The following is a 14,542-nucleotide window of genomic DNA, read 5'->3' on the forward strand; positions in this document are numbered from 1 at the left end:
TAGATATGCGCGTGCGTTGGATTTTATTACATGTGAGCTGTTGAAATCTTACATGTGATCTCGTAGTGTGAGTCCATGCAACGGAAATCATCAGCCCATTATCAGCGTGTCTTTCGCCAGCGCCTGCGCGAGCAGGGCCTGGTGAAGAAGGAAGTCTGGATCTTGCCGGAGAACGCCGCGGCGCTCGCCGGCATCGAGCGGATGCTGCGTCGCCCGGCTGCCGGAGCGGCTCATTTGGAGAAGGAGGAAGACATGACGGAAGCCCGGGTATGGAACGCTCGCTCGCTGGCCGAGGCCCTGAGCGGCACCGAGCTGTTCAGCAGCGGCGAGGCCCAGATCGAGCTGATCGAGGGGGCGGAAGCGAGTCTCTACGTGATCATGCGCGAATACGGCGACCTGCCGGTGTTCGTCGCGCCCCAAGGCGAGCAGATCATCGTCGAGGCGCTGCTCTGGCCGGAAAGCGACGTTACCGACGCGACCGCCTTCAACGAAGAGGTCCTGCTCAGCCGGCAACTGTTCCCGCTGTCGAGCATCGGCCTGCTCAACCTGCCGGGCGAGGAGCGCTGCTACAGCATGTTCGGCGCGTTGAGCACGACTTCGTCGCTGGCCAGCGTGCTGCACGAAATCGAAACCCTGGCCGGCAACGTGATCCGCGCCACGGAAGTCTACGCCGGCTACCTGAAAGCCCGGGCCTGAGGGAGGACACCATCATGACGGTATGGAGCAAGCTGCTGAGCGCCCTGCGCGGCGGAGCCAACGAGGTTGGCGAGGCGATCGTCGACAGCCAGGCGCTGCGCATCCTCGACCAGGAGATCCGCGACGCCGACGTCGAACTGCGCAAGTCGCGGGAAGCGCTGGCCTCGATCATGGCCCGCCACCGCCTGGCCCAGGAGCGCGTCGAGAAGGGCGCGGCCCAGGTCGCCGAGTACGAGCAATACGCGATCAAGGCACTGGAGGCCGGCAACGAGGAGCTGGCCCGGGAGGTCGCGGAGAAGATCGCGACCCTGGAGAACCAGCTCGAGGGCGAGCGTGCCCAGGTCGCGGAATTCGCCGCCAGCGTAGCCCAGTTGCGCAAGTCGGTGAGCCAGGCCGAAGGCAACATCCGCCAACTCAAGCAACAGGTGGATACGGTCAAGGCCACCGAGAGCGTGCAGAAGGCGCAGATGGCCGTTGCCCAGCGCTACGGCAACTCGAAGAGCAAGCTGCAGACCGCGGTGGACTCCCTGGAGCGGATCAAGCAGCGCCAGGCCGAACGCGCGGCGACCATGGATGCCGCGGCCGAACTGGCCAGCGCGGCGGCGCCGGACGATGCGCTGGACGCCAAGCTGCGCGCGGCCGGGATCAAGGCCTCGGGCAACAGCGTGGATGGCGTGCTGGCGCGCCTGAAGGAAAAGGGCAAGGCCTGATAGGCCCGCGGCCCGGCGAAGGCGTCCGGGCCCGTTTTTCAGGGATAGAGCGACAATGGAAGGTTTCCTGCAGACGGCGCTGTCGTTTCCGACCGTGCTGTTCAGCTTTCTTCTGATCCTCGCGATCATCTACTGGGGCATCGTCGCCCTGGGCATGGTCGAGATCGATGTGCTCGATCTCGACGCCGAGTCGGTCGTCGATGGCGCCGGCCAGGCCGAAGGCCTCGCCGCGCTGCTGGCGAAGCTGAAACTCAACGGCGTACCGGTCACCCTGGTGCTGACCCTGCTGTCCTTCTTCGCCTGGTTCCTCTGTTACTTCGTCCAGTTGTGGCTGCTCAGCGCATTGTCGCTCGGCTGGCTGCGCTACCCGTTGGGCGCCGTGGTGGCGGTGGGCGCGCTGTTCCTGGCGGCGCCGCTGGCGGCCACGCTGTGCCGGCCGTTGCGGCCGCTGTTCCGCAAGCTGGAAAGCACCAGCAGCAAGTCGGTGCTGGGCCAGGTCGCGGTGGTGCGCAGCGGGCGGGTCACCCTGCAACATGGCGAGGCGTTGCTGGAAGATGGCGGCGCCGGGCTGATCCTGAAAGTTCGTGCGGAAGAAAACAAAGGCTTCAAGCGCGGCGATCGCGTCGTGCTGCTGGAGTACCTGGAGGCGGAGCACGCCTATCGGGTCGTTACCGAGGAAGAGTTCCGCGGTATCTGACCCGGGCTCGGTGAGAATCAAGGAGAACTGCTGCTATGGATATGACGTCGCTGATGCCCCTCCTGCTGGGAGTGGGCCTGGTCGTTCTGCTGGTCGTGGGCCTGCTGGCCCTGTTCAAGGCCTTCTACATCAAGGTCCCGCAAGGCACCGCGCTGATCGTCAACGACATGTCGTCGACGCCCAAGGTGCATTTCACCGGTGCGCTGGTCTATCCGGTGATCCACCTGAAGGAGTTCATGCGCATCTCGTTGATCACCCTGGAGGTCGACCGGCGCGGCAAGGACGGCCTGATCTGCCGTGACAACATGCGCGCGGACATCACCGTTGCCTTCTACCTGCGGGTCAACGAGACCCAGGACGACGTGCTCAAGGTGGCCAAGGCTATCGGCGTCGACCGTGCTTCCGACCGTTCGGCGGTGAACGAGCTGTTCAACGCCAAGTTCTCCGAGGCGCTGAAGACCGTCGGCAAGCAGTTCGACTTCGTCCAGCTGTTCGAGAATCGCCAGGACTTCCGTGACCGCATCATCGAGGTGATCGGCAACGACCTGAACGGCTACGTCCTGGAAGACGTCGCCATCGACTACCTGGAGCAGACCGCGAAGAACTCGCTGGACCCGAGCAACATCCTCGATGCCGAGGGCATCCGCAAGATCACCGAGCTGACCGCCACCCAGAACGTCATCACCAACGAACTGGAGCGCAACGAAGAGCTGGCGATCAAGAAGAAGAACGTCGAGACCCGCGAGGCTGCCCTGGCCCTGGAGCGCCAGCAGGCTGATGCCGAGGCCCGGCAGAAGCGCGAGATCGAGACCATCCGTGCCCGTGAGGAAGCGGAAACCGCGCGGGTCAAGGAAGAAGAGCGGCTGAAGGCTGAGCAGGCGCGGATCCAGGCGCAGCAGGAAATCGACGTGCGCACCGAGAACCACCAGCGCGAGGTCGAGGTGGCGCAGCAGAACCGCCAGCGCGCGGTAGTCATCGAGGTGGAGAAGGTCACCCGCGCCAAGGACCTGGAGATCGTCGCCCGCGAGCGTGAGGTGGAGCTGCAGAAGATCGAGAAGGAAAAGGCGCTGGAAGAGCAGCGCAAGAACATCGCCAATGTGATTCGCGAGCGCGTCGCGGTGGAAAAGACCGTGGCCCAGGAGGAGGAGCGGATCAAGGAGGTGCGCGAGGTTTCCGAGGCCGAGCGGGTCAAGCAGGTGATCCTGCTGCAGGCCCAGGCGGAAGCCGAGCAGGAGCTGGTACGCCAGGTCAAGCAGGCGGAAGCCGACGAGGCCCGTTCCAAGCACAAGGCGGTGGAAATCAACACCATGGCGCAGGCCGAGCTGGAAGCGGCGTCGAAGCAGGCCGAGGCGAAGAAGCGTCTGGCCGAGGGCATCGAGGCCGAGCGCGCAGCGCCGGGCCTGGCCGATGCGCGGGTGCTGGAAGTCACCGCTGCGGCGAAGGAAAAGGATGGCTTGGCAGCGGCGCGGGTACGTGCCGAACAACTGATCGCCGAAGCCAGGGGCGACGAGGAGCGCGGCCTGGCCGACGCCCGGGTGCTCGAGGCGCAGGCCGCAGCCAAGGAGAAGGACGGCCTGGCCGAAGCCAAGGTGCTGGCCGAGAAGCTCGGCGCCCAGGCGCGCGGCGAGGAGCAGCTCGGCGCGGCCAAGGCCAAGGCCACCAAGGACCAGGGCAGCGCGGAAGCGGAAGTACTGCTGCAGCGCCTGAATGCCGAGGCCGAGGGGCTTGGCAAGAAGTTCGGCGCCCTGGATGCCCTCAGCGACAGCGCTCGCCAGCACGAAGAGTTCCGCATGCAGCTGGAGAAGAGCTTCGAGGAGGCCATGGCGGCCATCGCCGCGAACAAGGACATCGCCAAGGACCAGGCCGAGGTGCTCGCCACCGCGCTGGGCAAGGCGAACATCGAGATCGTCGGCGGCGAGGGCGACTTCTTCAACTCCTTCGCCAAGTCGCTGTCGGTGGGCAAGGCCATCGAAGGTGTGGTCGGCAAGAGCCCGGTGGTGCAGGACGTCCTCGCCCGTCTGCTCAACGGCCGTGGCGCAGCCGCTGCGGTGGTGCCGGAACGCAAGAGCGGCCACGAGAACGAGCCGGCGGCGGAAGTCTGAGCCGACCCGCAGCCTCCTCCGCCAACTGCGGAGGCGTTCCGCCCGCGCCTTGAGCGGCGCAGCCCCTGGCGTGGCCTGTTGGCTGCGCCCGGGGCAGGCCGCTCGGGCCGGTTTCCATCGATGACCGCCGTAGACCCAGGAAGACCAGGATGTCGGACACTCAAGCCGCAACTCCCGCGCAGGACGTATTGGACAAGGCCGTTGCCGAGGGCGGCGCCTACGAGGTGCTGCACAAGCGCCTGCTGGAGCAGGGCCAGCGCCTGCGGCAGACCGCCGAAAGGCTCAACGCCAGTCGCCTGGAGGAGTTCGGCGACAGCCAGATGGATGTGATCGGCCGGGTCCGCATCCGTACCGAGAACAACTGCATCGCCCGCGATATCGTCCAGGTCGGCGATTGCCTGCTGTTCGGCTACAACGTGTTCATCGGCCTGCGCAAGGAAACCGGCGTGGCCGACGTGTTCTCCCTCTACCGCCTGGTGGAGGGCAGCGAAGGCTACGAGGCGGAGCCTGTGCCACTGGGGGACAGCTTTCTCGCCGCGCCGGGCTTCGTCAACGACTTCAACGAGCTTTACACCTACTACAAGAACACCCGCCTGCTGCAATTGGCGATCCGCGACGGCAAGCTGCTGGCCAGCTTCCAGATCGGCGAGCGGATCACCGACATCCGCGTGTTCCGCTGGTCGATCTCCAGCGACGGCAGCGAAGTCCGCTACATCGACAACCGCGGCGAGCGCGACATCGCCTTGCCGGCACCGTTCGACTTCGAATGGCAGCGGGCTACCCGCGAGATGGTGGTGGAGGGCCGTTTCCCGCACCTGAACATCCTCGACACCCTGTTCGTCGAGACCATCGGTGGCGACCTGACCATCAAGGTCGAGAACAACACCGAGGTCGGCCTGGGCATCTATCGCGAAGAGGTGATGGACAAGACCCAGTCGCTGGACGACGCGCAGGTTGAATTCGCCCGCCTCGGCAGCCTGCTGCTGCTCAAGGTCCTGCCCTATCGCGAAGAGCAGTGGCGCTACCTGGTGTTCAACAGCCTGACCGGCAAGGTCGAGCGCATCGACGCCATCGGCCTGGCCTGCATCCAGTTGCCGGAGGACCACGGGATCATCTTCCCCGGCGGCTACTACCTGCAGAACGGCGAGTACCGCACCTTCGAGCAATCCATGGAAGGCATGCGCTTCAAGCGCTCGGTACGCTCGCCCAACGGCGAGGACGTGCAGTACGTTTTCTACCATCCCGAGCAGGGGCGGAACGTGCTGCTCACCTACAACCTGATCAACCGCCAGTTGCAGAATCCGCTGTTCGGCCACGGCTACGCGCGCCTGGAGGACGGACGCATGGTGATCTTCGCCGCCGAAGGCGAGGAACCGACCCGCATCCATCCGATGCAGGTCTGGCAGACGCCGTTCTGCACCGAGGAGTACGCGGCCCGCCAACCGGCGCGTAGCGGTTTCCTCGGGCGGATCGGCAATGCCGAGCTGGTGCGCGGCGTCTCCGACCTCTACGACCTGTGCCGGGAGATCGAGACTCCGGCAGTTTCGATCCAGCGCTACTCGCTGCTGTGCCAGAACACCCAGCGCCTGTTCGACGTCTACCACTGGCTCGGCAGCGACCAACTGGACGGCTTGGCGCCGCTGTTGCGCGAAGTGGCGGCGACCGCCGAGCTGGTGCTCGACGAATACGAGAAGGTCGAGAGTATCCGCCGCCAGTCGGCCCAGGCGATGGTCGACGCGGAGGAGCGGCACAAGGCGCTGCTCTCCGGCTTGCTGCCCGACGGCTGGGACCGGGTGCAGCAGTTCGTCGACGGGCTCAACGGCATCACCGCCCAGCGTGGCTTGCTGCTGACCATCCGCGAGTACCGCTACATCGACGTGGCGCGACTCGACGCCATGGAGGCCGAACTGCTCGCGGCCCACGAGCGGGTGGCCGCCGCCACTGCGACCTTCCTCGCCAGCGAACAGGCCCTGCAGCCCTTGCTGGAGCGCCTGCAGAGCCTCGATGGCGAGGCGCAGAAAGCCGAGACCGTGGCCCAGCTCGGCGAGCCGTTGGCGGCCCTGGAGGCGATGGCTGGCGACCTCGACATGCTGTCCTCGCTGATGGCTTCGCTGCGCATCGACGACGCGACCCAGCGGACCCGCATCATCGAGTCGATCTCGGAGATCTACGCCCGCCTGAACCAGGCCAAGGCGCGCGCCGAGCAGCGGCGCAAGGGGCTCGGTTCGAGCGAGACCGTGGCCCAGTTCGGTGCCCAGTTCAAACTCTTCGGCCAGGGCATCACCAACGCCCTGGCCCAGGCCCAGGACCCCGAGCGCTGCGACGAGCAATTGTCACGCCTGCTGGTGCAACTGGAGGAACTGGAAAGCCAGTTCGGCGACCATGAGCAGTTCCTCGGCGACATCCTGGCCAAGCGCGAGGAGCTGCTGGAAACCTTCGAGGCGCACAAGCAGACCCTGCTCGACGAGCGCCAGCGCAAGGCCCAGGGATTGCTCGACGCCGCCCGGCGAATCCTCGACAGCCTGCAACGACGCACCGCGCGCTTCACCCAGGCGGAGGAACTGAACGCGTTCTTCGCCGCCGACCCGCTGATCCTCAAGTTGCGCGAACTGGCCGAACGTCTTCGCGAATTGAAGGACAGCGTCAAGGCCGACGACGTCGAGGCGCGCCTGAAGGCCGCGCGCGACCAGGCGGTCCGCGCATTGCGCGACAAGAGCGAGCTGTTCGAGGAGGGCGGCGACGTCATTCGCCTGGGCCCGCGCAACCGCTTCAGCGTCAACACCCAGGAACTCGACCTGACCCTGATGCCGCGCGGCGACGCGCTGTATCTGCACCTGACCGGCACCGATTTCCTCGAACCGCTGCAGGACCCGCGGCTCGATGAGTTGCGCGGGTTCTGGCAGGTGAACCTGGAGTCCGAATCGGAGACGCTGTACCGCGCCGAATATCTCGCCGGCGAAGTGCTCGCCGCCGCCGACGCGGGCCGCGATGGCTTCAGCCTGGAGCGCTTGCAGGCGCTGCTGGCGCAGCCGGACGAGCTGGCGCGGGCGATCCGCGATTTCGCCGCGCCGCGCTACAAGGAGGGCTACGAGAAAGGTATTCACGACCACGATGCGGCGGCGATCCTGGTTCGCCTGCTGCCGTTGCGCGAGAGCGCCGGACTGCTACGCTACGCGCCCTCGGCGCGGGCTTTCGCCAGCCTGTTCTGGAGCCGCCGGCGCGAGGAGCGGGAGGTCGCCGGCTGGCCCGAGCGGGCACGCAGCAGCCGCGGCATCCAGCAGATGTTCGGTCGTGACGACGGCCTGCTCGCCCTTTGCGGCGAAGTGGCCGCGGCGATGCGTGCGCTGCTCGCCGAACAGCCCATCGCGCTGGACCCGCAGCATATCGACGAGGCGGCCGAGTACCTGGTCTGGGAATTGTCCGCCGAGCGTCCCGAATTCACCTTCAGCAAATATGCCCGGCAATTGCAGGAAGGACTCAAGCTGCGCCTGCAAGGCGCGCGTCTATGGGACGACTACCGGCAGACCCTGGAGCGCCTCGACGAGCGGCCCGCCGCCCAGTGGGAACTGGCCGGCAACTGGCTGCGCGGACTATGTGGCGACGCCGAGTTCCAGCCGCTGGCGGCCTACCTGGACGAGGCGGTGGCGCTCTCGTTGCTGGACGAGGAGATGCCACGACGGATCACCGAGGTCGACCTGCGCTTCCAGGTCGACGGCCTGATGGGCGAGCATCCGCGCATCGTCGAACGCGGCCTGGCGCTGGCGGTGGACGACTTCTTCGGCCGCCTGCGTCGCCATCGCCAGCAATTCCTGCCGGGGCTGCGGCGCTACCAGGCGCTGCGCCAGGAGATCGTCGAACACGAGCGCGAGGCATTGCGCCTGGCCGAGTTCAAGCCGCGACCGCTGTCCTCGTTCGTTCGCAACAAGCTGATCAATGACGTCTACCTGGGTGTCATCGGCGACAACCTGGCCAAGCAGATGGGGACGGTGGGCGAGAACAAGCGCACCGACCTGATGGGCCTGCTGATGCTGATCTCCCCGCCAGGCTACGGCAAGACCACCCTGATGGAGTACGTGGCGCACCGCCTGGGGCTGATCTTCATGAAGATCAACGGTCCTGCCCTCGGCCACGAGGTGCGCTCGCTCGACCCCGGGCAGGCGCCGGACGCGACTTCGCGGCAGGAACTGGAGAAGCTCAACCTGGCGCTGGAGATGGGCAACAACGTGATGCTCTATGTCGACGACATCCAGCACACCCATCCGGAGTTCCTGCAGAAGTTCATCTCCCTCTGCGACGGCACGCGCCGGGTGGAAGGGGTGTGGAAGGGCCGGACCAAGACCTACGACATGCGTGGGCGGAAGTTCTGCGTGGTGATGGCGGGCAACCCCTACACCGAGTCCGGCGAGGTCTTCCGCATTCCCGACATGCTCGCCAACCGCGCCGACATCTACAACCTCGGCGACACCCTCAGCGGCATGCAGGAGGCGTTCTCCCTCAGCTACATCGAGAACGCCCTGACCTCCAACCCGGTTCTCGCGCCGCTGGCCACCCGCGACATGGCCGACGTCTATCGCTTCGTCGCCAAGGCCGAGGGCAAGCCGTTCTCCAGCAACGAGCTGGCCCACGGCTACAGCGGTGCCGAGATCAACGAGATCAGCAGCACCCTGCAACGCCTCATGCAGGTGCGCGACGTGGTGCTCAAGGTCAACCAGCAGTACATCGCCAGCGCCGCCCAGGCCGACCAGTACCGCAGCGAGCCGCCGTTCAAGCTGCAGGGCAGCTACCGCAACATGAACAAGATGGCGGAGAAGATCTCCGCGGTGATGAACGATGCCGAGCTGCTGCAACTGATCGCCGACCACTACCAGGGCGAGTCGCAACTGCTGACCACCGGAGCCGAGGAGAACCTGCTGAAGCTCGCCGAACTGCGCGGCAACCAGAGCCCCGAGCAGGCCGAGCGCTGGGCGCAGATCAAGCGTGACTTCCTGCGCAACAAGTCCATGGGCGGCAGCGACGCCGACGTCGGCGGACGGCTGGTGGCGCAGCTCAACGATCTGGTGGAAAGCGTCCGTGGCCTGGCTCGCGAACCCCAGCCGGTACAACCGGCGCCCTGGGACGAGTTGCTGGCTGGATTGCGCCAGCTCGGCCAGGGCGCGCCGGCGCTGAACGTCGAGGTGACGGCGCCTGCGCAGCCGGGCGTGCAGCAGGTGCTGGAGAGCCTTGCCGCCTGCCTGCAGGACAGTTTCCTGCCGCTGATCAAGGTGATGGACCGCAAGATCGACGTCGACCTGCGCACGCACAACCGCATCAACGAGATATCCAGCCGCCTCGACGAACTGGGCCGGTTGCTGGGCGGCGAGCAGAGGCCGCTGGAGAACGATCAACCCTGAGGACACGAGGAGCGGGAAATGGACTTCGACGGATTGGACCGCCAGCTGCGCGACAGCCTGGCTGACCTGAAGCTGAGCAACGAGGAACGGGACGAACTACGCCAACTGGGCAGCGAGCTGGCGCCCGACCAGGTGCGTTTCCTGCGCAACCGTGCCTTCGACCTGGTGCGTGAGCTGGTCCTCGTGGAGGAGCAGGGCGAACGGATAGCCGCCCTGAAGTGGCTGGAGCAGGTGGTGCGCACCCTGGAGGTTACCGCGGCGGCGCCGCGCAGCCGCGCCAGCGCCTATTTCAGTCCCGGCGAGGAGTGTCGGCGGAAGATCCGCGAGCTGTGCCGGCAGGCCAGGCAGAGCCTGGACATCTGCGTGTTCACCATCTCCGACGACCAGCTCAGTGCGGAAATCCTGGCCTGCCATCGGCGCGGCGTTCCGGTGCGGATCATCAGCGACGATGACAAGCAGTTCGACGAAGGCAGCGACATCCATGCGCTGCGCGAGGCCGGCGTGCCGCTGCGAATCGACGACAGTCCCTTCCACATGCACCACAAGTTCGCCCTGGTGGATGGCGCCTGGCTGCTCAACGGCAGTTTCAACTGGACCCGCAGCGCCAGCGTCAACAACGAAGAGAACCTGCTGGTAACCGACGACGCCGTGCTGATCGGCGCCTATCGGCGTGAATTCGAGGAACTCTGGGGCCGCTACGCCCCGCGCTGAGCGGCAGCGACGCGAGAAAGGCAGGGCAGGCGGTCGGCCGGCGGACCGCACGCGGGCGGGTTTCAGGTTAGACTTGCGCCCTTTCGCTTCCCACGCCGGTATTCCCATGGCCCTGCAATCCACGCCCTATAAAGCCGATATTTCCCTCACCGACCTGGACCGCGGGGTCTACGAGACGTTGCGCCTGACCGTGGCCCGGCACCCCTCCGAGACCGAGGAGCGCCTGGCCGTGCGCTTGCTGGCCTACGTGCTGTGGTACGGCGAGCAGATCGCCTTCGGGCGTGGCCTGTCGGACGTGGACGAACCGGCGCTCTGGGAAAAGAGCCTGGACGGCCGGGTCCTGCACTGGATCGAAGTCGGCCAGCCGGACGCCGAGCGCATCACCTGGTGCTCGCGTCGCTGCGAGCGCTTCAGCCTGCTCGCCTATGGCAATCTGCGGGTCTGGCAGACCAAGGTGCTGGACAGCGTGCGCAGCCTGAAGAACATCAACGTCGCGGCAGTGCCCCAGGAACCCCTGGAGAGCCTGTCCCGCGACCTGCCGCGTTCGATCAACTGGACCGTGATGATCAGCGAGGGCACCCTGTTCGTCACCGACGAGAACGGCCAGCACGAGTTGCAGCTGGAATGGCTGCAGGGCGAGCGTTGATCGCCGCCGCCGTTTCCTTCCGTCGAGCCGAACGAGTGACCTGATGCGTATCGAACCCCGCCCCCTGCCCGAAACCCTGCCCGATCTCGGCGACCTTCCGCCATTGCTGGCACGCCTGTACGCAGCTCGTGGCGTGCGTTGCGCCGAGGAGCTGGACAAGGGCCTGGCGCGGCTGATTCCCTTCCAGCGGCTGAAAGGCATCGAGGAGGGCGTGGCGCTGCTGGTGGATGCCCTGGAGGGCGGCCAGCGGATTCTCATCGTCGGCGACTTCGACGCCGACGGCGCCACCGCCAGCAGCGTCGGCGTGCTGGCCCTGCGCATGCTCGGCGCGGCCTGGGTCGATTACCTGGTGCCGAACCGCTTCGAGTACGGCTACGGCCTGACCCCGGAGATCGTCGGCGTGGCCCTGGAGAAGCGTCCCGACCTGCTGGTGACGGTGGACAACGGCATCTCCAGCGTGGACGGCGTCCAGGCGGCGAAAGCCGCGGGGCTCAAGGTGCTGGTCACCGACCACCACCTGCCTGGCCCGGAACTGCCGGCGGCGGATGCGATCATCAACCCCAACCAGCCGGGCTGCGAATTCCCCAGCAAGGCCATGGCCGGGGTCGGGGTGATCTTCTATGTGATGCTGGCGTTGCGGGCGCGCCTGCGCGAGCTGGACTGGTTCGCCCGGCGCGGGCTGAAGGAACCGAATCTCGCCGAGCTGCTCGACCTGGTGGCGCTGGGCAGCGTCGCCGATGTGGTGCCGCTCGATGCCAACAACCGCATCCTGGTCCACCAGGGCCTCGCGCGCATCCGCGCCGGCCGCGCCCGGCCGGGCTTGCGCGCGCTGCTGGAGGTGGCCGGGCGGCCTCCGGTACGGATCACCTCCACCGACCTGGGTTTCATCCTCGGTCCGCGCCTGAACGCGGCGGGTCGGCTCGACGACATGTCCCTCGGCATCGAATGCCTGCTCTGTGACGACGAAGCGCTGGCCCGCGACATGGCGGTGCAGCTCGACCAGTTGAACCAGGACCGCAAGGCCATCGAGCAGGGTATGCAGCGCGAGGCGCTGGCGCAGCTCAAAGAGCTGAGCCTGGAGCAACTGCCGTTCGGCTTGTGCCTGTTCGACGCCGACTGGCACCAGGGCGTGATCGGAATCCTCGCCTCGCGCCTGAAGGAGCGTTACCACCGGCCGACCATCGCCTTCGCCGACGCCGGCGACGGCAGCCTGAAAGGCTCGGCACGGTCGATTCCCGGCTTCCACATCCGCGACGCGCTGGACGCGGTAGCCGCCCGTCATCCCGGGCTGATCAGCAAGTTCGGCGGCCACGCGATGGCTGCCGGACTATCGTTGCCGCAGGAAAACTTCGGCGCTTTCTCCGCCGCCTTCGATGCCGAAGTACGCCGCCAACTGGCCGAGGAGGACCTGGCCGGGCGCCTGCTCTCCGATGGCCAGTTGAGCATCCAGGAGTTCCACCTGGAGCTGGCGCGCGCGTTGCGCCAGGCCGGTCCCTGGGGCCAGCACTTTCCCGAGCCGATGTTCCACGGGGTGTTCCAGCTGGTGCAGCAGCGGATCGTCGGCGAGCGTCACCTGAAGCTGGTGCTGAAAAGCGAATGCGGCTCGCTGCAACTGGATGGCATTGCCTTCAACATCGACCGCGAGCAGTGGCCCAACCCTACCGTGCGCTGGGCCGAGCTGGCCTACAAGCTCGACGTCAACGAATTCCGCGGCCAGGAAAGCGTGCAACTGATGATCGTCCACATGGCCCCTCGCTGAGCGCGTCCCGGGGCTGGGGGCAACCTAGCTGCCACCTGCTTTTCTGCTAGCTATTCCAGCGAAAACATACAGATTTCCGGCGAAATCAAGGCTACCTGCCAGTTCTGGCAGGTTTGGCCGCGGGTTCTTTTTGGTACACGAAAGCACCGTCGAAAACGGGACCGAGCCAGGGGAGTGCAGTTCCTTCTACCCGAAGGACTGATACGGCTGTTCCGATCAGCCCACAAGGCGGCGGTAAGCGTCGGCCGAGTACTTCGGCCTGAAAAAACCAGGAGAACTGAACAAGATGAAGAAGGTTTCTACGCTTGACCTGTTGTTCGTTGCGATCATGGGTGTTTCGCCGGCCGCTTTTGCCGCCGACCTGATCGACGTGTCCAAACTCCCCAGCAAGGCTGCCCAGGGCGCGCCCGGCCCGGTCACCTTGCAAGCCGCGGTCGGCGCCGGCGGTGCCGACGAACTGAAAGCGATCCGCAGCACGACCCTGCCCAACGGCAAGCAGGTCACCCGCTACGAGCAATTCCACAACGGCGTACGGGTGGTCGGCGAAGCCATCACCGAAGTCAAGGGTCCCGGCAAGAGCGTGGCGGCGCGGCGCAGCGGCCATTTCGTCGCCAACATCGCCGCCGACCTGCCGGGCAGCACCACCGCGGCGGTATCCGCCGAGCAGGTGCTGGCCCAGGCCAAGAGCCTGAAGGCCCAGGGCCGCAAGACCGAGAATGACAAAGTGGAACTGGTGATCCGCCTGGGCGAGAACAACATCGCCCAACTGGTCTACAACGTCTCCTACCTGATTCCCGGCGAGGGACTGTCGCGGCCGCATTTCGTCATCGACGCCAAGACCGGTGAAGTGCTCGATCAGTGGGAAGGCCTGGCCCACGCCGAGGCGGGCGGCCCCGGTGGCAACCAGAAGATCGGCAAGTACACCTACGGTAGCGACTACGGTCCGCTGATCGTCAACGACCGCTGCGAGATGGACGACGGCAACGTCATCACCGTCGACATGAACGGCAGCACCAACGACAGCAAGACCACGCCGTTCCGCTTCGCCTGCCCGACCAACACCTACAAGCAGGTCAACGGCGCTTATTCGCCACTGAACGACGCGCATTTCTTCGGCGGCGTGGTGTTCAATCTGTACCGGGACTGGTTCGGCACCAGCCCGCTGACCCACAAGCTGTACATGAAGGTGCACTACGGGCGCAGCGTGGAGAACGCCTACTGGGACGGCACGGCGATGCTCTTCGGCGACGGCGCCACCATGTTCTATCCGCTGGTGTCGCTGGACGTGGCGGCCCACGAGGTCAGCCACGGCTTCACCGAGCAGAACTCCGGGCTGATCTACCGCGGGCAATCCGGCGGAATGAACGAGGCGTTCTCCGACATGGCCGGCGAGGCCGCCGAGTTCTACATGCGCGGCAAGAACGACTTCCTGATCGGCTACGACATCAAGAAGGGCAGCGGTGCGTTGCGCTACATGGACCAGCCCAGCCGCGACGGGCGATCCATCGACAACGCCTCGCAGTACTACAACGGTATCGACGTGCACCACTCCAGCGGCGTGTACAACCGTGCGTTCTACCTGCTGGCCAACTCGCCGGGCTGGGATACCCGCAAGGCCTTCGAGGTGTTCGTCGACGCCAACCGCTACTACTGGACCGCCACCAGCAACTACAACAGCGGTGCCTGTGGAGTGATTAGCTCGGCGCAGAACCGCAACTACTCGGCGGCTGACGTCACCCGGGCGTTCAGCACCGTCGGCGTGACCTGCCCGAGCGCGTTGTAAGCTCGGTGGCCCCGGCCGGCACTCCAGGAAGGAATGCCGGCCGGGGCC

The 14,542-nt window shown here is 66.2% G+C and carries 9 protein-coding genes; all 9 read left to right on the forward strand.

All coding sequences use genetic code 11. The annotated features are described in order from the left end of the window. The first annotated feature begins 75 nt into the window (after positions 1-75). The gene (locus HMPREF2914_RS08400) at positions 76-696 is read left to right on the forward strand and encodes a biofilm formation regulator BacA (RefSeq protein WP_003092612.1); all 621 of its coding nucleotides are present in this window, start codon (positions 76-78) and stop codon (positions 694-696) included. Between the two features lie 14 nt (positions 697-710). After that, positions 711-1,406, forward strand: a complete 696-nt coding sequence (locus HMPREF2914_RS08405; RefSeq protein ID WP_003092609.1) for a PspA/IM30 family protein — start codon at positions 711-713, stop codon at positions 1,404-1,406. 55 nt (positions 1,407-1,461) lie between these two features. Next, complete coding sequence (locus HMPREF2914_RS08410; protein ID WP_003092607.1) at positions 1,462-2,103, forward strand: OB-fold-containig protein; 642 nt, start codon at positions 1,462-1,464, stop codon at positions 2,101-2,103. 35 nt (positions 2,104-2,138) lie between these two features. Continuing rightward, positions 2,139-4,205 carry a flotillin family protein gene (locus HMPREF2914_RS08415; RefSeq protein WP_003092604.1) on the forward strand — a complete coding sequence of 689 codons (2,067 nt, stop codon included), beginning with the start codon at positions 2,139-2,141 and terminating at the stop codon, positions 4,203-4,205. Between the two features lie 149 nt (positions 4,206-4,354). After that, positions 4,355-9,595 carry a DNA repair ATPase gene (locus HMPREF2914_RS08420; RefSeq protein ID WP_023092557.1) on the forward strand — a complete coding sequence of 1,747 codons (5,241 nt, stop codon included), beginning with the start codon at positions 4,355-4,357 and terminating at the stop codon, positions 9,593-9,595. Positions 9,596-9,613: 18 nt separating this feature from the next. Beyond that, on the forward strand, positions 9,614-10,306 hold the full coding sequence (locus HMPREF2914_RS08425) for a phospholipase D-like domain-containing protein (protein ID WP_003092598.1): 693 nt from the start codon (positions 9,614-9,616) through the stop codon (positions 10,304-10,306). A 106-nt stretch (positions 10,307-10,412) separates the two neighbouring features. Beyond that, a complete protein-coding gene (locus HMPREF2914_RS08430; protein ID WP_003092594.1) occupies positions 10,413-10,952 on the forward strand; it encodes a YaeQ family protein in 540 nt (179 codons plus the stop codon). A gap of 43 nt (positions 10,953-10,995) precedes the next feature. Further along, the gene (gene recJ, locus HMPREF2914_RS08435) at positions 10,996-12,711 is read left to right on the forward strand and encodes a single-stranded-DNA-specific exonuclease RecJ (protein ID WP_003092592.1); all 1,716 of its coding nucleotides are present in this window, start codon (positions 10,996-10,998) and stop codon (positions 12,709-12,711) included. A gap of 286 nt (positions 12,712-12,997) precedes the next feature. Then, complete coding sequence (lasB, locus tag HMPREF2914_RS08440) at positions 12,998-14,494, forward strand: M4 family elastase LasB (protein ID WP_003092588.1); 1,497 nt, start codon at positions 12,998-13,000, stop codon at positions 14,492-14,494. The last annotated feature ends 48 nt before the right edge of the window (positions 14,495-14,542 follow it).

Source organism: Pseudomonas sp. HMSC067G02, assembly GCF_001813485.1.
Taxonomy (GTDB): Bacteria; Pseudomonadota; Gammaproteobacteria; order Pseudomonadales; family Pseudomonadaceae; genus Pseudomonas; species Pseudomonas aeruginosa.